At 72.7% G+C, this 21,868-nt stretch carries 15 protein-coding genes; 8 read left to right on the top strand and 7 right to left on the bottom strand.

Going from position 1 to position 21,868, the window contains the following annotated elements:
- The first annotated feature begins 13 nt into the window (after positions 1-13).
- The 7 genes from AB4Z14_RS17795 (at position 14) to AB4Z14_RS17765 (ending at position 8,496) form a co-directional block, all read left to right on the top strand.
- Positions 14-997 carry a lysylphosphatidylglycerol synthase transmembrane domain-containing protein gene (locus tag AB4Z14_RS17795; RefSeq protein ID WP_442276366.1) on the top strand — a complete coding sequence of 328 codons (984 nt, stop codon included), beginning with the start codon at positions 14-16 and terminating at the stop codon, positions 995-997.
- Positions 990-1,685, top strand: coding sequence for a RibD family protein (locus AB4Z14_RS17790; protein WP_442276365.1), 696 nt, complete (start codon positions 990-992; stop codon positions 1,683-1,685). The genes AB4Z14_RS17795 and AB4Z14_RS17790 overlap by 8 nt, the downstream gene beginning before the upstream one ends.
- A gap of 68 nt (positions 1,686-1,753) precedes the next feature.
- On the top strand, positions 1,754-2,368 hold the full coding sequence (locus tag AB4Z14_RS17785; protein ID WP_442276364.1) for a GTP cyclohydrolase II: 615 nt from the start codon (positions 1,754-1,756) through the stop codon (positions 2,366-2,368).
- A gap of 54 nt (positions 2,369-2,422) precedes the next feature.
- Entirely contained in the window at positions 2,423-3,889 is a 1,467-nt protein-coding gene (locus tag AB4Z14_RS17780) for a xanthine dehydrogenase small subunit (RefSeq protein WP_442276363.1), read from the top strand.
- Complete coding sequence (gene xdhB, locus AB4Z14_RS17775) at positions 3,886-6,357, top strand: xanthine dehydrogenase molybdopterin binding subunit (RefSeq protein ID WP_442276362.1); 2,472 nt, start codon at positions 3,886-3,888, stop codon at positions 6,355-6,357. Before AB4Z14_RS17780 ends, xdhB begins: the two co-directional genes overlap by 4 nt.
- A gap of 1 nt (position 6,358) precedes the next feature.
- Positions 6,359-7,192, top strand: coding sequence for a xanthine dehydrogenase accessory protein XdhC (gene xdhC, locus AB4Z14_RS17770; RefSeq protein WP_442276393.1), 834 nt, complete (start codon positions 6,359-6,361; stop codon positions 7,190-7,192).
- Positions 7,189-8,496 (top strand): guanine deaminase, encoded by a 1,308-nt coding sequence (locus AB4Z14_RS17765; protein ID WP_442276361.1) that lies wholly within the window; start codon positions 7,189-7,191, stop codon positions 8,494-8,496. The genes xdhC and AB4Z14_RS17765 overlap by 4 nt, the downstream gene beginning before the upstream one ends.
- Before the next feature lie 76 nt (positions 8,497-8,572).
- On the opposite strand, the gene AB4Z14_RS17760 is transcribed toward AB4Z14_RS17765, so the two are convergent.
- The 3 genes from AB4Z14_RS17760 to AB4Z14_RS17750 form a co-directional block, all read right to left on the bottom strand.
- The gene (locus AB4Z14_RS17760; protein ID WP_442276360.1) at positions 8,573-9,913 is read right to left on the bottom strand and encodes a nucleotide disphospho-sugar-binding domain-containing protein; all 1,341 of its coding nucleotides are present in this window, start codon (positions 9,911-9,913) and stop codon (positions 8,573-8,575) included.
- Complete coding sequence (locus AB4Z14_RS17755; protein WP_442276359.1) at positions 9,910-12,102, bottom strand: glycosyltransferase; 2,193 nt, start codon at positions 12,100-12,102, stop codon at positions 9,910-9,912. The genes AB4Z14_RS17760 and AB4Z14_RS17755 overlap by 4 nt, the downstream gene beginning before the upstream one ends.
- 110 nt (positions 12,103-12,212) lie before the next feature.
- On the bottom strand, positions 12,213-13,199 hold the full coding sequence (locus AB4Z14_RS17750) for a helix-turn-helix domain-containing protein (RefSeq protein WP_442276358.1): 987 nt from the start codon (positions 13,197-13,199) through the stop codon (positions 12,213-12,215).
- 230 nt (positions 13,200-13,429) lie between these two features.
- Between AB4Z14_RS17750 and AB4Z14_RS17745 the strand changes: the two genes are divergently transcribed.
- Positions 13,430-17,176 (top strand): S8 family peptidase, encoded by a 3,747-nt coding sequence (locus AB4Z14_RS17745; RefSeq protein WP_442276357.1) that lies wholly within the window; start codon positions 13,430-13,432, stop codon positions 17,174-17,176.
- A 173-nt stretch (positions 17,177-17,349) separates the two neighbouring features.
- On the opposite strand, the gene AB4Z14_RS17740 is transcribed toward AB4Z14_RS17745, so the two are convergent.
- The 4 genes from AB4Z14_RS17740 to AB4Z14_RS17725 form a co-directional block, all read right to left on the bottom strand.
- Positions 17,350-18,846, bottom strand: coding sequence for an NAD-dependent succinate-semialdehyde dehydrogenase (locus tag AB4Z14_RS17740; RefSeq protein ID WP_442276356.1), 1,497 nt, complete (start codon positions 18,844-18,846; stop codon positions 17,350-17,352).
- Between the two features lie 82 nt (positions 18,847-18,928).
- Positions 18,929-19,948 carry an alpha-hydroxy acid oxidase gene (locus tag AB4Z14_RS17735; protein WP_442276355.1) on the bottom strand — a complete coding sequence of 340 codons (1,020 nt, stop codon included), beginning with the start codon at positions 19,946-19,948 and terminating at the stop codon, positions 18,929-18,931.
- Positions 19,945-21,159 carry a metabolite traffic protein EboE gene (eboE, locus tag AB4Z14_RS17730; RefSeq protein WP_442276354.1) on the bottom strand — a complete coding sequence of 405 codons (1,215 nt, stop codon included), beginning with the start codon at positions 21,157-21,159 and terminating at the stop codon, positions 19,945-19,947. Before eboE ends, AB4Z14_RS17735 begins: the two co-directional genes overlap by 4 nt.
- A complete protein-coding gene (locus AB4Z14_RS17725; protein WP_442276353.1) occupies positions 21,156-21,857 on the bottom strand; it encodes an E3 binding domain-containing protein in 702 nt (233 codons plus the stop codon). Before AB4Z14_RS17725 ends, eboE begins: the two co-directional genes overlap by 4 nt.
- Positions 21,858-21,868 lie beyond the last annotated feature (11 nt).

Raw genomic sequence — 21,868 nt, 5'->3', positions numbered from 1 at the left:
AAGGGCGGAGGAGATGCAGCGCGACCGGTCCTGGCTGCGCCCCCTCGCGGGGCTCGTGATCCTCGGCGTCCTCGTGTGGCGCATCGGTGGTGGCGCCTTCGTCGACGGACTGCGCCACGTCGACGCCCGTTCGGTCGCGGCGGCGGCCGCCATCGCCGTGGTCACGACCGTCTGCGGCGCGTGGCGGTGGGTCCTCGTGGCCCGCGGCCTCGGGTCCGAGCTGTCCCTGCGCTCGGCGGTCGCCGCGTGCTACCGGTCGCAGTTCCTCAACGTGACCTTGCCCGGCGGTGTGCTCGGCGACGTGCACCGAGGCGTCCGACACGGGCGTGACGGCGGCGACGTCGGCCGCGGCGTGCGGTCCGTCGTGTGGGAGCGCTCGGCCGGTCAGGTCGTCCTCCTCGGGCTGACGCTGGGCGCCGTGCTGCTGCTGCCGTCGCGACTGCAGCCGGTCGGATCCCCCGTGGCCACCATGGTTCTCGTCGCCGGGGCCGCCGCTCTGGTGGGGGTCGTGGCGACACGGCGGAGCCGCACGGGTCGCACCCCGGCCGTGCGGCCCGAGCCCCTCGCGCAGGTCTCGCGGGTCCTGCGGGTCGCGGTCGCCGATGTGCGTCACGGGCTGCTGGGACGGCATACGTGGCCGGGAGTCGTCGTGGTCTCGGCGCTCGTCGTCGCCGGGCACGTCGCGACCTTCGTGCTGGCCGCCCGCAGCGCCGGGGTGGAGGCGCCCGTGGCCGACCTCGTGCCGCTCGCGCTCATCGTCCTCGTGGCGATGGCCCTGCCGCTCAACGTCGCCGGCTGGGGACCGCGTGAAGGGGTGGCGGCCTGGGTGTTCGGCGTGGCCGGCCTCGGCGTCGCCGGGGGAGTGGCGACCGCCGTCGTCTACGGCGTGATGTCGTTCGTCGCTGCCCTGCCGGGTGCGGCGCTGCTCGTCGTGTCACGGCGCGGAGCCCCCCGCACCCCGACCGCGCTCCCACCGGAAGGAGCCGTCCGTGGCTGACCGTCCGTACACCCTGCTCAGCTGTGGCATGTCGATCGACGGCTATCTCAGTGCCGGCACCTCGGCCCGGCTCATGCTGTCCAACGACGCCGACTTCGACCGTGTCGACGGAGAGCGAGCCGCGAGCGACGCGATCCTCGTCGGTGCCAGCACGATCCGTCACGACAACCCGCGCCTGCTCGTCCGCTCGCCCGAGCGGCGGGCTGCACGGGTGGCCCGCGGTCTCACCCCGTCGCCGACGAAGGTGACGGTCACGAGACGCGCCGAGCTCGACTGCGCCGCAAGCTTCTTCGCGGCCGACGGCGCGGACAAGATCGTCTACTGCCCCAGCGACGTCGTGGCCGAGGCCCGCGGACGGCTCGGTGCGGCTGCGGCCGTCGTCGATGCCGGTCGTCCCGCGACGATGCGCCGCGTCTGCGAGGACCTCGGCGACCGGGGGGTGCGGCGGCTCATGGTCGAGGGCGGCGGCACCGTGCACACGCAGCTGCTCACCGACGACCTCGCCGACGAGCTCCAGCTCGTCGTGGCGCCCTTCTTCGTCGGGGACTCGGCGGCGTGCCGGTTCGTCGGCGACGGGCGCTACCCCTGGAACGCCGGCCGTCGGGCGACGCTCGCCGAGGTGCGCCAGATCGGCGACGTGGTCCTGCTGAGGTATGCGTTGTCGCCGCGTTTCCGGGAGAGCGCGTGACCCCCCGGGCGCCGAGTCGTGTCCCGGCAGCTGCTCCGGGACCCCCACCGGCCCGCATCCGCACCCACGTGCTCGTACCGGTCACCTTCGCCGACGGTTTCGCGACGACGGCGCGCGTCTTCACCTTCGACGGACTCGCCGACGGGCGCGAGCACGTCGCGCTGGGTCTCGGGGACCGTGCGGAGGCCCCCGGTCCAGGGGCCTGTGACCGTGACCCGACGCCGACCCGGCTGCACAGCGAGTGCCTGACCGGTGACGTCTTCGGCAGCGGGCGGTGCGACTGCGGTGCCCAGCTGCGCGAGTCCGTCGAGCGCCTCGACGCGAGCGGCGGGTTCCTGCTCTACCTGCGGCAGGAGGGCCGCGGCATCGGGCTCTACCCGAAGCTCGACGCCTACGTGCTCCAGGACGCGGGGCTCGACACGTACGAGGCGAACGTCGCCCTCGGCTACGGCGAGGACGAGCGGGACTACACCGTCGCGGCGCAGATGCTCGGGGCGCTGGGCGTGAGCCGCGTCGAGCTGCTCACCAACAACCCCGACAAGGCGGATCAGCTGCGGGCGCTCGGGGTCACCGTGGCCCGTCGCGTCCCGACCGGCGTCCACCTGTCTGACGCGAACGCCCACTACCTCGCGACGAAGGTCGTGCGTGGCGCGCACACCCTCGATCTGCACGTCCAGCCCTGATTGACCGCAGCACCCAGCGGTGCATCATGGGTCCGTGGACGACGGGACTTTCGGATGACGCCGGGGCAGCGCCTCTCGGTGACGGTCAATGGCACCGAGCGCGGTCTGGCGGGCACCGACCCCGCGACCAATGCCCTCGACTGGCTGCGGGGGCAGGGGCTCACCGGGGCCAAGGAGGGGTGCGCCGAGGGGGAGTGCGGCGCCTGCGCGGTGCTCGTGGCCCGCCCCGACGGTGGGTCGGGCACCGAGTGGACGGCCGTCAACGCCTGCCTCCTGCCGGCCGCCTCGTGGGACGGCCAGGAGGTCGTCACCGCCGAGGGACTCGGGACGCCCCAGCACCTGCACCCCGTGCAGCACGAGATGGCAGTGCGAGGCGGGTCGCAGTGCGGCTACTGCACGCCCGGTTTCGTCTGCTCCATGGCTGCCGAGTACTACCGGGCCGACCGGCAGGTCGACGCGGCCCGTGCGGGCAGCGACGCGGACGCGCACGAGTCGGGGCCCAACGGTTTCCGGCTCGGGGCGCTCTCCGGCAACCTGTGCCGGTGCACCGGCTACCGGCCGATCCGGGACGCAGCCTTCGCGCTCGACTCCCCGGCGGCCGACGACGCGCTCGCCTCGCGGCGCTCGGACGCGCCGCCACCTCCGATCGGGACCCGACTCTCGGGGGCGACCGGCACCTATGCCCGGCCAGCCGACCTCGACGAGGCGCTCGAGCTGCTCGTGGCACATCCGGGCGCGGCGGTCGTCGCCGGCTCGACCGACTGGGGCGTCGACGTCAACCTCCGTGGCACCCGGGCGACGTTCGTCATCGGCATCGACCGTCTGCCCGAGCTGCGCCGCCTCGAGGTCGGTGACGAGGCCGTCGAGATGGGCGCCGCGTTGACCCTCACCGAGGTCGAGCGTGAGCTGGCCGGGCGGATCCCGCTGCTCGACCAGGTGTTCCCCCAGTTCGCGTCCCGGCTCATCCGCAACGGCGCGACCCTCGGTGGCAACCTCGGCACGGGCTCGCCGATCGGTGACCTGGCGCCCGCCCTGCTCGCGCTCGAGGCCGTCGTGGTGCTCGCGAGTCCGGACGGGGACCGGCAGGTGCCGCTCGCCGACTACTGGACCGGTTACCGGCAGAGCGTGCGCCGCCACGACGAGCTCATCCGTGCGGTGCGGATCCCCCTGCCGCTCAGCCCGACCACGGCCTTCCACAAGGTCGCCAAGCGCCGCTACGACGACATCTCCAGCGTCGCCGTCGCCGTGGCCCTCGATGTCGTCGACGGCTCCGTCCGGCGGGCGCGCATCGGTCTCGGCGGCGTGGCGGCCACCCCCGTCAGGGCGCTCGCCACCGAGGCAGCCCTGGAGGGCCGTGCCTGGACCGCGGCGACGGTGCAGGCGGCCGCCGAGGTGATGCGGGGTGAGGGCACCCCGCTCGACGACCACCGGGCCAGCGCGGCCTACCGCAGCGCGGTGCTGGGCACCTCGCTCCTTCGCCTCCATGCGGACGAGCAGTCTGCCGACGGGGTGGGCGCATGACATCCCTGTCGAGCCGGGCCACGGATTCCGTCGTCGGACAGCCGATCCCGCACGAGTCGGCCGCCCTTCACGTCACGGGCAGTGCGCTCTACACCGACGACCTCGCGACGCGCACGCACGGTCTGCTCCACGCCCACCCCGTCCAGGCACCGCACGCCCACGCCCGCGTGACCCGGCTGGACGCCGTCCCCGCGCTCGCCGTCCCGGGCGTCGTGCGCGTCCTCACCGCCGCCGACGTGCCCGGCGTCAACGATGCCGGCGTCAAGCATGACGAGCCGCTCTTCCCGTCCGAGGTGATGTTCTTCGGTCACGCCGTGTGCTGGGTCCTGGCCGACACCCTCGAGGCGGCCCGGCTCGGGGCCCTGGCCGTCGAGGTGGACTACGAGCCGCTGCCCTCGGTCGTCACCGTCCGCGAGGCGATCGAGGCCGGCGGCTTCCAGGGCGGCCAGCCGCGGCTCGAGCGCGGGCAGGTCGACGAGGCCTTCGTCGCGGCCGAGCACGTGTTCAGCGGCGAGCTCGACCTCGCCGGGCAGGAGCACTTCTACCTCGAGACGCACTGCTCGCTCGCCCATGTCGACGAGGGCGGACAGGTCTTCGTCCAGAGCAGCACCCAGCATCCGACAGAGACCCAGCAGATCGTGGCGCACGTGCTGGGCCTGGCCAGCCACGCCGTCACGGTCCAGTGCCTGCGGATGGGAGGAGGCTTCGGCGGCAAGGAGATGCAGCCGCACGGCTACGCAGCCGTGGCCGCCCTGGGAGCCGTCCTGACCGGGCGCCCCGTGCGCCTGCGCCTCACCCGGACCCAGGACCTGACGATGACGGGCAAGCGACACGGCTTCCACGCGCAGTGGCGTGCCGCGTTCGACGGTGACGGCCGGATCCAGGCGCTCGATGCCACCCTGACCTCCGACGGCGGCTGGAGCCTCGACCTCTCCGAGCCCGTGCTGGCGCGGGCGCTCTGTCACGTCGACAACGCGTACTGGATCCCCCACCTGCGGGCCGACGGGCGGATCGCCCGGACCCACAAGACGTCCCAGACGGCGTTCCGCGGGTTCGGCGGACCCCAGGGGATGCTCGTCATCGAGGACGTCCTCGGCCGCTGCGCACCGCTGCTCGGCATCGACCCCGTGGAGCTGCGCCGCCGCAACTTCTACGCGGAGGGCCAGGCCACGCCGTACGGCCAGGTCGTCCGTCATCCCGAGCGGGCCGTCGCCTGCTGGGAGCAGGTGCTGACGACTGGCGAGCTCACGGAGCGCTCGGCGGCAGTCGCCGCGTACAACGCGTCCCACGAGCACAGCAAGCGGGCCCTGGCCGTCACCCCGGTGAAGTTCGGGATCTCCTTCAACTTCACCGCCTTCAACCAGGCCGGGGCGCTCGTGCACGTCTACAAGGACGGCTCGGTCCTCATCACGCACGGTGGGACCGAGATGGGCCAGGGCCTGCACACGAAGATGCTGCAGGTCGCCGCGACGTCGCTCGCCGTCCCCCTGTCGCTCGTCCGGATGGCGCCGACCCGCACCGACAAGGTGCCCAACACGTCTGCGACGGCGGCGAGCTCGGGGGCCGACCTCAACGGCGCAGCGGTCAAGGACGCCTGCGAGCAGATCCTCGAGCGGCTCCGCGCCGTGGCCGCCGCCCGGCTGGGCGTCCCCGCCGAGGACGTGAGGTTCGAGGACGGGTGCGCGCGAGCGGCGTCGGGAGCGGCGACAGGCGCAGCAGAGGTGGCCTGGGCCGATCTCGTGAGCGAGGCCTACTACCAACGGGTCCAGCTCTGGGCTGCCGGCTTCTACCGCACCGAGGGACTCCACTGGGACTCGACGAGGATGCAGGGCTCGCCGTTCAAGTACTTCTCCTACGGCGCCGCGGCAGCCGAGGTCGAGGTCGACGGCTTCACCGGCGCCTACCGGCTGCGCCGCGTCGACATCGTGCACGACGTGGGTGACTCGCTCTCTCCGCTCGTCGACCTCGGCCAGATCGAGGGTGGTTTCGTGCAGGGTGCGGGCTGGCTCACCCTCGAGGACCTCCGGTGGGACGAGTCCTCCGGCCCGACACGCGGCCGGCTCGCCACGGCGTCGGCGAGCACCTACAAGCTGCCGAGCTTCTCGGAGATGCCCGAGGTCTTCAACGTCGCACTGCTCGAGCGCGCCACCGAGGACGGCGTCGTCTACGGGTCCAAGGCCGTCGGGGAGCCCCCGCTCATGCTCGCCATCTCCGTCCGCGAGGCCCTGCGCCAGGCGGCTGCCGCGTTCGGGCCCGCCGGCACGCAGGTCGACCTCGCGTCGCCGGCCACACCCGAGGCAGTCTTCTGGGCTGTCCAGCAGGCACGAGGCGCAGGCCAGCCGCCGCACACGGTGGCGGTCGTACGGGGTGGGCGCCAGGGCGTCGGCGTCGCGCCCGAGCGTGCGGACCCCGACGGGCACCCGCTGCGCCCGCACTCGGAGCAGGTCGCTGCCGGAATGGGTGACTGACGTGCACTGGCTCTCGGCAGCCCAGCGGCTGCGTGCGGACCGGATCCCCGGCGTGCTCGTGACGGTCGCGGCCGTCCGCGGCCACGCTCCGCGCGAGCCCGGCGCCAAGATGGTCGTGTCGCCCGACGACACCTGGGGCAGCATCGGCGGCGGCAACCTCGAGGCGACGGCCGTCGAGCGGGCGCGCGCGATGCTCGCCCGGGGCGAGGTCGCTCCCGAGCAGCTCGACCTGGCGCTCAACGAGCGAGCACCTGTCGAGCACGGCCAGCAGTGCTGCGGCGGCGAGGTGTCGGTCCTGCTCGAGCCACTGCCCGTCGTGCCCTCCGTGGCGATCTTCGGGATGGGGCACGTCGGCGCCGAGCTGGCGCGCATCCTGAGCCGACACGACCTCGAGCTGCACCTCGTCGACGGCCGGGCCGACCGCGTGGCCGCGGGACGACTCGCGGGGCTCGCCGACGCCGTGGCCGGCGTGCACGTCCACCACGCGCCCGTGCCGGAGCTCGTGCTCGGGCAGGTCCCGCGCGGCACGCACGTGCTCGTCATGACCCATGACCACGCCGAGGACGTCGCGCTGTGCGACGCCGCCCTGAGGTGCTCGCACCTGGGCTCGATCGGGCTCATCGGGTCGTCGGTGAAGTGGCGCCGTTTCGAGCAACGCCTTGCGGCAGAGGGCCATTCGGCGCAGGACCTGGGCAGGATCACGACACCGATCGGGGCGCCCGGGCTCACCGGCAAGAGCCCGGCGACCATCGCCGTGGCGGTCGCGGTCGACCTGCTCGCGGCCTTCGAGCGGGAGCGGCAGCTCGAGCGCAAGACGCCGGGCACCCGTCCGTGACGATCTTCAGGGTGCGCGTCCTCGACACGCCGACGAGCCCCTTCGCCGGAGGCACGCTCCGGTCCGACGACGACTGCGGGCTGCTCGTCGGGGACGGCGTCATCACGGCACGCGGCCCCTTCGACGTGGTGCGCGCGGAGCATCCCGACGAGCCGGTCCTCGACCTGCGCCAGGGTCTGCTCCTGCCGGGGCTCGTCGACACGCACGTGCACTTCCCCCAGGTGCGCGTCATCGGCGGGCTCGGCCTGCCGCTGCTCGACTGGCTGGACCGCTATGCCCTGCCGGAGGAGATGCGGCTCGCCGACGTCGACCACGCACGGGGCGTGGCCCGTGACTTCGTGGCGGGACTCGTCGACGCCGGGACGACGACCGCACTCGTCTTCGGGGCCCACCAGGCCCCGGCCGTCGACGTGATGTTCGAGGTGGCCGACCACTGGGGCCTGCGGGTCACGACCGGACTCGTGACCTCGGACCGGCTGCTGCCCGATGCGCTGCTCACGACCCCCGAGCGCGCCTACGCCGAGTCGCGCGAGCTCGCGGGCCGCTGGCACGGCAAGGGCCGGCTGCGCTACGCCGTCACACCACGCTTCTCCCTCTCGGCGAGCGAGGGGGTGCTCGAGGCCTGTGCGGCCACCTTCTCCGAGGTGCCGGGGTCGCTCTTCACCTCGCACCTCAACGAGAACCTCCACGAGATCAGCGAGGTCGCCGCCCTCTTCGGCGGGGCCTCCTACGTGGACACCTACGACCGCTTCGGCCTCGTGACGCCGAGGTCGGTGCTCGCTCACGACGTCCACCCGACCGATGCCGAGCTGGGCACGCTCGCCGCGCGCGGCGCCGCCGTGGCGCACTGCCCCACGAGCAACGCGGCGCTGGGCAGCGGGCTCTTTCCGCTCCGTCGTCACATCGAGGCCGGGGTGCGCGTCTCCCTCGGCTCGGACGTCGGCGCCGGCACCGGCTTCTCGCTGTTCAAGGAGGGACTGCAGGCCTACTTCGTCCAGCAGCTCCTCGGCCCGGACGGGATGCTGCTGACCTCGGCCCACCTGCTCTGGCTGAGCACCGGGGCCGGCGCCGACGCGCTCGGGCTCGGTGACGTGGGTGACCTCTCGGTCGGCAAGCAGTTCGACGCCGTCTGGGTGCTGCCCGAGCCCGGCGACCCGCTCGCCGTGGGCCTCGACAACGCCTCGTCCCCCGAGGACGCGCTGTCCAAGGTCTTCGCGCTGGGGACGACCTCCGACGTCGGGGGCGTGTGGGTCGCGGGTGAGCAGATCGCCGCCGGCCGGTGGCGGAGCCCACGCCCCCGCTGACGTGCCCCCGCCCTACCGAGGGCGTATGCCGCCGCCCCACCTGCCGGGTCGACGTCCCCACGCGCCGGGGTGACGCTCAGAGCGTTGCGGGACCGCTCCCGTGTGCGGGCGTGGTCTGCCGCGTCAGTGCGTCGCGGGCCCGAAGGGGTCCCGGGTGCTCGCGCATCGACGCACCCAGCCGGTGAAGCCCCGCGCGGTCCACGGAGTCCGCGGGACCCATCAGGCGCTCGGCGGCCGAGCGGATCGCGGCGGCGTCGGCGCGGTTGGGGTCGAGCACCTCGCCCAGCCGCTGCGCCTCGACGGCGGCGGCGCCGGCGAACTGGTCGGTGGAGAGGGGGAGGAGGAGCAGGGGAACGCCGGCTGTCAGTGACTCGGTGACGCTGTTGTTGCCGCCGTGCGAGACGGCCACGGAAGCGTGACCGAGCAGGGTCACCTGCGGGAGCATCTCGCGTACGAGCCACGACTCGGGGAGTGCACCCAGCAGGGGGCGCGGCGTCGACCCGTGGGCCAGGGCGACGCGGACGTCCAGTGGGCGCAGCGCCTCGACGATCGTCGCGAGCAGGTCGGAGCGGGCGGAGAGGAAGCTGCCGAGGCTGACGTAGACGACCGGCTCGTCGCTGCGGCCGAGCCACGTCTCGACCTGCTCGTCCGAGGCCTCGGCCCGCACCGCGGAGCCGAGGAAGGTGTGGCGCGGGAGCAGGGCGGTGCGGTCGTGGTCGTGCAGCTCCGCGGGGTAGTTGAGCATGAGGACGTCGCCGGTCTCGGCGAAGGCGTCGACGCTCGGCGTGGCCCCCGGCGACAGCAGCGCCAGTGCGGCGTTCCACTGCGCGGTGAAGTCGTCGCGCACCTGCTCCGAGAGGCGCCGCAGCTCGGCGAGCGCGTCCGGCCCGGGCGTGAAGGCACGAGGCCAGGCAGGCGGGTAGCCGTAGACCTCGTCGCCGACGGTGAGAGCGGACGGGTGACCCAGCACGACGTCGGCGTGGCTGGTGCCCCTGCTGGCGAGACCCAGTCGCGCACCGAAGGCGAGGTGGTCGACGACGACCGTGTCCGGGCGCACCCGGTCGACGACGTCGTGCACGGCCCGGGCCACGCCCACGGCGTTCCAGAGGAGGTCGTCACCACGCGCCCGGGCCTGGTAGGCCAGCGTCTCGACGGCGCCGAGCCGCGTCGCCTCGAAGAACCCACGGAGCGAGTCGTCCTCGCCCGCCGGCTGCTCCTCGGCCCGGATGACGCCGGGGTTCGAGCCGCGCCCCAGCTGCAGGTGCTCGCGCTCGTAGCCGAAGGCGGTGACGAGGGCATCGGTGGCCGTGCCGGTGGCGACGACGACGCGCTCACCCGCATCACGCCAGGCCGTGGCGAGGGTGGCGAGCGGGTAGAGGTGGGAGGCGTAGTCAGGGCTGATGACGAGGAGGGTCACGAGGCTCCCTCCACGGCGTCGGAAAGGCGCGGCTCGCCCGCTCGCTGCGGCGCCACCTCACGGTAGACCGCGGCGAGCGACGCGGCCATCGTGTCGATGCCGAACCGCGTGCGCACCATGTCCCGGGCCTGCGCCATCCGGGTGTCGGCTTCCGGTGCGGCTGCGAGGTCGAGCGCCTCGTGGGTCGCGCCCGCGAGGCCGGCGGCAATGGACGTGTCGGCGAGGATGCCCGTCTCCCCGTGGGCGACGTAGGTCGCCGGGCCCCCGCCGTCGGGTGCGACGACGACGAGCCCGACGGCCATCGCCTCGAGGATCGCGATGCCGAACTCCTCCTTGAGGCTCGCGCTCACGTAGACGCCGGGCGGCGCCGTGTCGCCCGGACGTCCGCGCAGCCGCGCGAGCCACGCGATGGTCGTCGTGTTGGGACGGTGCCCGGCCACGAGCAGCCCCAGGTCGGCCGCCTCGGCGGCAGGCACGACGGCGTCGATCCGGGCCAGCTCGGCGGCCTCCTCGTCGCTCGGGTGGTCGAGATCGCCGCCCACGAGGAGCAGGTTGCAGCGCTCGCGCAGCCGGGCGTCGTCGCGCCAGGCCTGCACGAGGGTCGCCATCCCCTTGACGGGGTTGAGCCGACCGACCGACACGACGGTCGGCAGGGCTCGGCGGTCGTCGGGGAGGGTGTCGAGGAGGCTGTCGAGCTCGTCGACGGCGGATGTGACGCCGGACCCGCGGCGACGTCCCGACCCATCCAGGGTCTCGCCGACGATGCGGTCGACACCTGCCACGTCGATGCCCTCGCCGACGACGCTGAGGCGGTCTCGCTGCACGTCGATGTCGATCCCGAGGTAGCGCCGCAGGTCGTCGCCGACCTGTGGGCGCGGGAAGAGCACGAGGTGGGAAGCGCGCGCGGCGAGGTCGCGGAGCAGCTGGTCGCGGAACCACAGGTGCTCCACGAGATCGGCTGCGTCGAACCCGGCACGGGTCAGCGTCCCGGCGTGGTCCCGCGCGTCGATGAGGGCCTGGGGGTCGGGCGCGAGGGTCAGCACGACGGGGATGCCGAGCTCGTCCGCCACTTCTGCGGCGGCCATGGACCCGACGTCGGCCATCCGCAGGTGGATCGCGTCGACGCGACCGGCGGTCCGGAGGACCCGGCGGATCCCGCGGCGCGCCGCGACCCGCGCAGGCCACGCACGGCTCACCCCCACAGGACCCGACAGCGGCACCTTCGCGTAGTGGTGGCCCCTCGCGAGAAGCGAGGAGCCGACGTGGCCACCGGGCGCGGCGGACGGACGTCCCGAGGGGAACTGGGCCGGTTCGGGGCTGCCGCCCGACACGGTGATGACCCGAGTCATCGCGGGCTCGCCGCGCAGCAGGGCGTCCCCGAGGTGCACGAGCAGCGTGGCGATGCCGCCCGTGTCGCCCCGGCCGGAATGGTGCAGCTGTCCGTCGATGTCGGAGTGGAGGAAGAGCTGTACGACGGTCAACCCGTCGGGCACGGGCGGTGCCGGGGCCGGACGCAGGTCGAAGAGGGCGAGCCGGGCGGTCTGGGCCAGAGGGCCGACCGTACGGGCCAACGACACGAGGAGTGCCTCGGCGCTGTGGTCGGCTGCGGGTCCGTCGCCGAGGGCGGCCGTCGCGGCCGCGCGCACCGGGAGCGCCTCGGTGTCGTCTGCCGCGAGAGCCACGAGCGCCGTCGTGGTCGCTGCGCCGGGCACCAGCCCCAATGTCTCGGCCAGTCGGGTGCGGCCGTCGTCGTCGGTCGTTGACGCCAGACCGGTCACCAGGGCGCCACGCACCCGGTCCGGCTGCCGCACCGCCCAGCTCTCGAGGGTGCGCTGGGCCAGCATCCCAGTGAAGCCGCCGTCGCGGCTCGAGCTGACGAGTTGCGGCAGCGCCTCGTCGACGGGAGCCGTGTGCCGCAGCGCGTCGAGCGCGTGCTCCGCCACGTGGCGCCGCCCGTCAGCCACCAGGCGTGCGAGCACCGGTGCCGCGGTGGGGTCGTCGCAGACGCCGAGCGCGTGGACGGCGGCGAGGGCGGTCAGGGGATCGTCGGAGAGCGTGGCCGAGATCAGGTCACGGACGCCGTCACCGTCCGCCTGCGCAGTGACATCGGCGAGCGTCGACGCTGCCCGCATGGCTTCGAGGAGGGTCGGAGCGGTCCGGACCGCCTCGAGCGCGGAGCGGGGGTCCATGGCTCCGACCTTAAGCGTCCGATCGCGAAGATGTACAACCCTTGTCCAACGTTGGCCGAGGAGTCGGGCACTCCAGGCCGCCTCAACGGTCGAGGGTGGAGACCGTCGAGCTACGGTCGGCGGAGCCAGCCCTTCTCGTGTGCCGCCCAACCCAGCTGGATGCGGCTGTTGGCACCGGTGGCATCCATGAGCGACCGGACCCGGCGCTGGACGGTGCGTAGCCCGACGTCGAGCTGCCGCGCGACCAGGACGTCGGAGGCGCCGGCGATGAGGAGCGAGAGCACCTGGAGGTCGGTCTCGTCCGGACCCGGGGCCGTCTCCACGAGCTCGTCGCTCTCGGGAGACACGAAGTTGAGCGGCCAGGCTTCGCGCCAGACGAAGTCGAAGAGCGACAGGAGGGACTGGACGAGCCCGGTCGAGTGGATGACGAGGGCCGCCGGCTCCGGGGAGTCTGCATCAAGGGGCACCATCGCGGTGCGACGGTCGGCGATGACGAGCTTGGTCGGGACACGGTCGCTGATCCGCACCTCCTCGTCGCGGCGTATCACCGCCACCAGCTCGGTCTGCGACGTCTGCTCCAGCACGTCGCGCTCGAGCACGACCCGGTACCGGACGCCGCGGGCCGCCGCGATGTCTTCGGCCTGGTTCTCCGACGCCGTCACGGCCGTCGGGTTGTCGGTGACGAGGACGCAGACCTCCTCGACGGCGCCCAGCTGCAGCTGGTGGAACCGCTGTCCGACCGCGCCGGCCCCGACGACCACCTCGACGAGATCGTGAACGCTCCCCGCAGCATCGGTGCGGTGCGCCTCCGCCAGCCGCGCGGCCACGAGCTCGGCCTGATCGAGCTCGTGACGGCGGTCGTTGAGGAGGGCGCGCAGCGCGATCCCCGGTGGCGCCGCTACCCAGCGGCCCGGCGTGGCGGCCGACTGTGCCACCAGTCCCATGCGCTCCAGCCCGACGAGACTCTCCTCGACCTCCGCGTTCGAGAGCTGGCAGCGATGGGTGAGGTCGTCGACGGTCGTGCCACCCAGCCCGACCAGCGTGCGGTACAGGTTCGCCTCCGCCGGACCGAGACCCAAAGCCGCAAGCGCTTCCATGTCGCTCCTTCCGCCAACTCTGACGTCGTCAGGGCGGGTGGCGCACCTGCGCCATGACGCATAACCGCCGCACGCACATTCTTCCGGACAAACCGGCGCTCCGGCACTGTGACTGACGGCGCCGGATTCCCCACCCGGCGCCCCCCACGCAGCGTGACCCGAACAGCGGCTCGCGCCCCCACTCCCCGGAGGACCACAGCATGCGCCCCATCTGGCGTCACACCCTAGGGGTGGCAACGGTTGCCATCGTTGCCGCCACCGCGGCCGCCCCCACCTCGGCCTTCGGCCAGGGCTCAGGTGCCCCACCCCGTCCGATCGTCGGATCGCGCGCTGCCCAGGCGACGAGCGACGCTCCCAAGACCGTCACCCTGATCACGGGCGACAAGGTCCTCGTCACCGGGGCAGGCACCAACGCCCCGATCGTCACGGTGCTACCGCGCGAGGACGGCACCGTGCCCTCCGTGGAGACTCGGCGGGTCGGCAAGGACGTCTACGTCTACCCCGCCGATGCCGTGGACGCCCTGTCTTCCGACAAGGTGGACGAGGAGCTCTTCAACGTGACGGGGCTCGTGGCCATGGGCTACGACGACGCCAGCACCGACAGCGTGCCGGTCATCGCCCGCTACTCCACGGACCTCAGCCGGGCGCGTTCCGCGCCCGCCACGCCGAAGGGCGCTGCCAAGGGTCAGACCCTGCACTCGATCGACGGCATCGCGCTCAAGGCCGGCAAGGCGCAGGCCGCTGCCTTCTTCGCGGACGCGACGGACCCGTCCACCGCAGCCGGTGCGAAGATCGAGAAGATCTGGCTCGACGCGAAGGCGTACGCCACGCTCGACCAGTCGACGAAGCAGGTGGGCGCCGACCTCGCCTGGGCGAGCGGACTCAAGGGCAGTGGCACCAAGGTCGCCGTCCTCGACACCGGCGCCGACGCCGAGCACCCCGACCTGAAGGGTCGGATCGTGGCGTCCAAGGACTTCACCGGGTCGGCGGATGGCGCGCTGTCGGACGTGCAGGGCCACGGCACGCACACCGCCTCCACCGTGGGCGGCTCTGGTGCGGCGAGCGCTGGTCTCGAGAAGGGCGTCGCCCCCGAGACCCAGCTGCTCATCGGCAAGGTGCTCGGTGACAACGGTGGAGGTTCCGACTCGATGATCATCGGCGGCATGGAGTGGGCGGTCGGGCAGGGCGCCGACGTCGTCTCCATGAGCCTGGGCAGCAACGGGTCGCCGTCCGCCTGCAACGATCCCATGTCGTCGGCGGCCCAGGAGCTCGCCACGACGAGCAAGGCGCTCTTCGTCATCGCTGCCGGCAACACCGGCTCGGCCAACAACACCGTCTCGGCTCCCGGCTGTGCTCCCGCCGTGCTGACGGTGGGCGCCGTGGACCGTCAGGACGTGCCGGCATGGTTCTCCAGCCGCGGGCCCACAGCGGTCGACCACACCCTCAAGCCGGAGATCTCGGCGCCGGGCGTCGGCATCACCGCCGCGCGCTCAGGCGGGCGGGGCGACAACGCGTACGTCGCGATGTCGGGCACGTCGATGGCGACGCCGCACGTCGCCGGTGCCGCCGCCATCGTCAAGCAGACGCACCCGACCTGGACCGGGCAGCAGCTCAAGGCGGCCCTCGTGTCGTCGGCGAAGTCCGATGTCCCCGGTGATGTCCGCGCGCAGGGTGCCGGCCGCCTCGATGTCTTCGCCGCCACCAAGGCCTCGGTCACCACGATGCCGGTGCAGGGCGGCACCTTCGCGTGGCCGCACACGAGCGCCCAGGTCACGACCATCGACCTTCCCTACACCAACGTCACCGACCAGCCGGTCACCCTCAAGCTGTCCGTCGCCGGTGTCACGGGTGACGACGGTTCCGCCGTCACGTCGACGCCGGCCGTCCTCGGAGCCTCGTCGGTGACCATCCCCGCTGGTGGCACCGTCAAGGTCCCGCTGAAGGTCGACCCGACCGCGAAGCTCGCGGCTGCGCAGTACGGCGATGTCACGGGCCGCATCCTGGCCACCGGCGGCGCCAACGTGTCGACGCCCTTCTCGCTCTACGTCACTCCCCAGACGGTGCAGCTCACCGTCCGGATGAAGGACCGCCTCGGTCAGCCCGCCAACCTGGGTTCGAGCGTCGACGTGGTCAACATCGACTCCATCAAGGCGCAGCGCGCCTTCAACAACGGTGCCGCGGAGCAGACGTTCCAGGTGCGTCCCGGCACCTACTTCCTGTCGAGCTTCGTCAGGAGCCCCGACCCGACCTGGCTGACCCCGAACACCGTCGGCTCCATCGCCTACTTCGGCCGACCGGAGATCAAGATCACCGGCGACACGACCGTCGACTTCGACGCGACCAAGGCGCACCTGCTGTCGGTCAAGACGGACCGACCCAGTGAGCCCAAGGCCTCGGTCCTCTCGTTCTCCCGCACGTGGGACGACACGTGGATCCACGCCGGCTCCCTCAGCAGTGGCTCGACGACGACCGCCGTGTACGCCGACGTGCAGGGCAACCCCCAGCAGGGCACCTGGGAGTTCGGTGACTGGTCGCGCCGCTACGCGCCTGCCGTCGCGTCGCTGTCGGTCGTCGCAGGACCGGTGCTGCACCCGATCGCGGCGCCGAACGCGGCGCCGGGCCTCGACGGTGTCGGCACTGCGGGTCTCGTCGACGGCGGTACCGGCTCGATCTTCGACCCCGCCCGCGTGGGTGGCAAGGTCGTGCTCGTCAAGGTCAGCACCGCTGGCATCTCCCCGTCGATGGTCAACCGGGCTCGCGCGGCCGGTGTCAGGGCCCTGCTCGCGTACGCTCCGGCTCCCGGCAAGTGGCTGCCGGTGGCCGGGTTCACGCCGCTCAGCGTGGCGACCTACTCCCTTCCGATGGCCGAGGGCGACCAGCTCCAGGCTCTCCTTGCCACCGCCCCCGGTGGTCAGCTGACGCTCTCCTGGAAGGCGACGGCCAGCAGCCCGTACGTCTACAACCTCGGCTTCACCCAGTCGACCCCGCTGACCGACGACAAGACGTTCGTCGCCCAGGACAAGAAGCTCGGCCGCACGGAGGCGGACTACAAGGGCATGGGTGTCGACACGCCGCTCCTGGACTACGTCTATGCCGGTCGTGACAACGGCGTCACCTTCGGTGTCTCCGCCTATGAGGCGGTCCACGTCGCGAGGAAGCGCACCGAGTTCTACACCGACGGCGGCACGAAGTGGCTGCACTACCTCACCTCGAGCTTCCCCTTCGGAGAGGCGATGACCGAGGCCTGGCGCACCTACCCGGCCGGCAGCGTCCGCACCGACAGCTGGTACGGCGGCATCGTCGCCCCGGCTGCGATCAAGAACGACCAGGGCGTCGAGCAGCTGACGGCCGAGCGGCAGGGTGGCCTGATGGGCTTCGCCCCCCAGATGTGGGGCGACGACTTCGGGCACGTGGCCAACCCCGGCAGCTTCGGGGACGAGGGCAACCTCACGCTGCGCCGCAACGGCGAGGAGATCGGCTACAGCTACACCCCCAACGGCGTCTTCGAGGTGCCGGCCGAGGACTCGGCCTACGAGCTGGAGATGAACACCGGCAAGTTCGGGAGCCCGGCGCGTCAGTGGGCCCGATCGACCGAGGTCACGACGACGTGGCGCTTCCGCTCCGCGCTCGACCCCGACACGTTCTCGGTCGGTCTCCCGCTGCTCTTCCCGCGGGTCGGCCTGCCCGAGGAAGGCAGCAAGACCCTCGCCGCCTCGGCGGGGCAGGTGCTGCCGATCCGGGTCACCGGTCACGGCGGCTACGCCCCTGGTGACATCGTCTCGGCGACGTTCGCCTTCTCCTACGACGGTGGCACGACGTGGACGGACGCCGCGGTGTCCAGCAACGCCGGGGCGTGGAGCGCGGTCGTCGACCACACGGGTGCCAGCGGCAAGACGGTCACCACGCGGGTCGAGGTGACCGACCGCAAGGGTGCTTCGGTGACGCAGGTCGTCAAGGCGGCCTACGCGGTGCGCTGACGAAGCGACAGATCTCTCGACATGGCGGATGCCGCCCACCTCCCCGGAGGTGGGCGGCATCCGCCCATGACTCGGCGCACCTGCGCGCCGGGAAGTTCACCGCGAACCCGGCTCGCTCGTGCTCGCGGTCATCGCACGCGCCGGGAAGTGAGGGCGCGGCGGCGGACCGACCCTCATCCGAATGCCGCGAACGGGTCGGCCACGCCGATGTAGCAGGTCTCGAGGTACTCCTCGATACCTTCACGTCCTCCCTCGCGGCCGAGGCCGGACTGCTTCACGCCGCCGAACGGAGCTGCCGGGTTGGACACCACGCCCGTGTTGAGGCCGAGCATCCCGGTCTCCAGACGTTCGCCCATCCGGAGCCCTCGGTCGAGGTCGCGGGTGTAGACGTAGCAGACGAGTCCGAACGGCGTGGCGTTCGCGAGGCGGACGGCCTCGTCCTCGGTGTCGAAGGGAACGATCGAGGCGACCGGTCCGAAGATCTCCTCGTCGAGGATGTCCGCGCCGGCTGGCACGTCGGTGAGGACAGTGGGCGGGAAGAAGTGGCCGGGTCCGTCGAGTGCCCGGCCACCGAGGGCGAGACGGGCGCCCGCGGCGACGGCTCCGTCCACGAGACGACCCACCCTGGCGACGGCCGCGGCGTTGATGAGGGGACCCAGGCGTGTGGCCGGGTCGGTGCCACGACCGACCGTGACGGAGGACATCCGTGCTGCGAGGGCCTGTCCGAACTCGTCGGCGAGACTCCGGTGCACGAGGAAGCGGTTGGCGGCGACGCAGGCCTCACCGCCGTTGCGCAGCTTGGCGGCGAGCGCTCCCTCGACGGCGGCGTCGAGGTCGGCGTCCTCGAAGACGATGAAGGGGGCATTGCCCCCGAGCTCCATCGAGACCCGGAGCACCTGGTCGGCCGAGGCGGCGATGAGCCGCCGGCCGACCGGTGTCGAGCCGGTGAACGACAACTTGCGCAGCCGCGCGTCCGACAGCAGCGGGCCGCTCACCGACCCCGGGTCGGTCGTGGGGATGACGCTGAGGACACCCGGCGGCAGGCCGGCGTCCTCGAGGACCTCGGCGAGGAGCAGGGCGCTCAGTGGGGTCAGCGCGGCAGGCTTGAGGACCATGGTGCAGCCCGCGGCGATGGCCGGCGCGATCTTGCGGGTCGCCATGGCGAGCGGGAAGTTCCACGGTGTGATGAGCAGGCACGGCCCGACCGGTCGCCTCGTGACCACGAGGCGGTTGGCTCCGTCGGGAGCCGTGGAGTACCGGCCGGAGATCCGCGTTGCCTCCTCGCCGAACCAGCGGAGGAACTCGGCCCCGTAGCTGACCTCGGCGTGCGCCTCGGCGAGGGGTTTGCCCATTTCGAGGGTCATGGTCAGCGCGAAGTCCTCGGCGCGGATGGTCACGAGCTCGAAGGCCTGGCGGAGGATCTCGGCTCTGACGCGCGGTGGAGTGCGCCCCCACGACGGCTGGGCGGCGTGCGCCGCAGCGAGCGCGCGGTCGCCGTCGTCGGGTCGCGCGTCGGCGACGGTGGCGAGGACGGTCTCGGTGGAGGGGTCGACGACCTCGAACCGGCCACCGTCGGCAGCCTCGGTCCACCGGCCGTCGATGTAGAGCCCGGTGGGGATCCGAGCCAAGAGAGCGCGTTCGGTCTGGTCCGTGACCGCTGTCGTCGTCATGTCGTCACTTCCTAGGTAGGGGAGAGGGAGGGCGCTCGCGCAGCGCAGCACGGCATACGCCCGTGCGGGAGCGCCGCTGGGTCTACCGGCGCACGAGGTCGGGCCCGACGTCGGCGCAGGACCGGCACCCGGCGAGGGCGAGCGCCTCCTCGACCTCCGAGGCCATGTCGACGAGGAGGTCTCGCACCCCGTCGGACCCGCCGGTGGCGAGGGCCCAGATGACCGGTCGTCCGACGAGCACGGCTCGCGCTCCGAGGGCGAGCGCCTTGAGGACGTGCGATCCCGTGCGGACGCCCCCGTCGACGTAGACCTCCACCCGGTCGCCGACGGCCTCGACGACCTCCGGCAGGGCCAGCGGCGCCGGGACGACCCCGTCGAGCTGCCGCCCTCCGTGCGTCGACACGACCACGGCAGAAGCGCCGGCAGCCACACAGTCCCTGGCGGCCTCTGCGGTCAGCACCCCCTTGGCCACGACGGGCAGTCCGCTGGTCGCGGCGAGCCGTTCGAGGTCGTGTGGGCCGACGTCCGCGGCCTGCACCATCCGTCGGTCGCCGACGTCCCGGTGGTCGAGCGACTCGATGATCCCGGTGCTCGGACGGGAGACAGGGAGGCCGGCGCGCTTGCGAGCCACGCGGGGGGTGTCGACGGTGACCACGAGAGCCAGCGCACCGGCGGCGGCGGCACGGCGGCCGACCTCGTCGGTGACGCCGCGGTCCTGCAGCACGTAGAGCTGCTGCCAGAAGGGACCGGCAGCGGCGGCGACAGCCTCCACCCGGGTGCTCGACCTCATCGACAGCACGAGGAGACTGCCCGCCGCCCGGGCCGCCCGGGCGACCCCGACCTCACCCTCGGGGTGGGCCAGCCGGTGGGTGGCAGTGGGGGCGACGAGGACGGGCGAGGTGATCGGATGTCCGAGCACCTGAGACGCCGCCGAGGTCGCCGACACGTCCCGCAGCACCCTCGGCCGCAGCAGCACCTCGTCCCAGGCCTGCTCCTGCCGCGCGAGCGTGGTCTCGTCCCCTGCGCCCGCGGCGAAGTAGGCGAACACGTCTGGCGGGAGGGCGGCCTCGGCCCGGTCCCGCAGTGAGGCATGGTCGATCATCGCCCCGGGTCCAACCGATCCAGCTCAGCGCGGATCCACTCCAGCTCGCGCGAGACGTAGTCGACGATGTCGCCGTTCTTGAGGTGCGCGGGCAGCACGTCCCACGTGTAGGTCTCGATCTCGAGGTGGTCCGAGAGCGGGGTACGGGCATGCACCTCGAGCGCGGCCACGATGCCGGCCCGCGTCGTGCTGAGTCCGTCCAGGTCCTCGAGGAAGATCGGTACGTGGAAGTGCGTCCGCCACTCGCGAGGACCTCCTGAGGGATCGGCGCGCCAGGCCTTGATGGCGTCGGCGAGGTGGAGAAACCGCGTGAGGCGCCCGTCTCGTCGCTCCGTCGTCTGGCTGAGGTAGATCGTGTCCGTGAACGCCTCGAGGGCGTCCACGGCGGAGTCGGTGACGTCCGGGACGCGGAGCGCGGCTGCGGCCTGCAGCTTGAAGACCGGGACCCCGGCCTCGGAGAGCAGCTCCAGCGACCGGGCGATGTCCTCGAACTGCACGGACTGGTGGCAGATGTCGAAGACGACGCCGAGGTGGCGACGGACCAGCCCCGCGACCTCGCTGACGGGGAGTCCCGTGAGCCGGCACAGGGTTTCCGTCCCGGTCGAGGACCAGACGTCCTCGCGGAACCAGTCCACCGTCTCCGGGGTCGTCTCGAGGAAGCAGGCAGGCTCCGGCTCCAGCGCGAGCTTGACTCGCCGCCCCGTCCTGCGCTCGAGGTCGACGAGGTGTGCCACCACGGTGAGGACGTTCTCGGTCAGCGTGGCCCGGTCCGCGGTCGTTCGCACCTTGGGTCGGAAGGCGAGCGGCGAGGTCTGGATGGACGGTGACACGTGGGACGGGCAGACCTCGGCGAGGATGTCGGCGACCTGGCAGGTGTAGCGGACCCGGTCAGGATCCGACCAGTCGGGCTCGTACACCTCCTCCATCACGACACGACCCTTGAAAGGGCCGTAGGGGAAGGCATTGACGGTGTAGACGTACATGTCGTTCTCGTCCAGCCAGACCCGCAGACGTTCCCGCTCGCCCGGGTTGTCGGTCAGCGTCTGCGCCGACGAGGCGGACAGACGGAGCGAGACGGCATACGACGTGTCGGGCGACACCCTCCGCTTCACGGCCGGCGCGTAGGTCATGAGGCTGTCGCGCATCTCCGGCCAGGTGTCGCCCGGGTGCACGAGGGTGGAGTACGCGAGGTGCTCGGTGCGGGCGTTCACGACGAGCTCCCGCTCTCGTGGGCCTCGAGGCGCTGACGCACCCGGGCGAGCAGCCGCGCTGCGCTGGCACCGGCCAGATGCTCGTCGACGGTGAGAGCGAGGTGCACGAAGGAGCCGATCCCGATCCCGCGTCCACCGTCGGGGAGCTCGACGACGGTGGGCCGGTCGACGACGTCTCCGAACGAGATCGCGACGACCACGCCGTCCTCGAGCACGGGGACGTCGAACAGGACGCCGGTGCCCCGGAGGTCGTGGACCGACAGCTCGGGCCGGGAGGCCTGCCCCTCAGAGCCGTTCAGGGGTGTGTCTGCGGCTCCGAGGACTCGCTGGATCCCCTCCACTCCGAGGTCGTGGGCGTTGACGACCGTCCGTGGCGCGCCCCCGGGCGGCCCGTGCACCGACACCGTCGTACGGACGACCTCGGCCGTCGCCGCGCGGACGGACCGGACCGTCCGGACCGACGACTCGACGAGGCAGGCGAGCAGGTCAGGTGAGGTCGTCAGACGGGTGACCTCCACTTCGGTCACCGCGGTGTGGCAAGCGCGCACCGTGCCGGGAGCGGCGACCGGAGAGGCGAGCGGGAGGGACTCCGCCATCGAGGCCGCCCGGTTCACGTCGTCCGTCGTGACCCGGCCGCGCGGACCGGTGCCGGTGAGTCCCCCGAGGTGCACGCCCCGGTCGTGCGCCAGACGGCGCACCCGGGGAGAGT

The sequence above is a fragment of the Terrabacter sp. 2TAF16 genome (assembly GCF_052115065.1).
Taxonomy (GTDB): domain Bacteria; phylum Actinomycetota; class Actinomycetes; order Actinomycetales; family Dermatophilaceae; genus Terrabacter.
The sequence above is the reverse complement of the archived record's forward strand: the minus strand, read 5'-3'. Positions and strand labels throughout refer to the sequence as shown.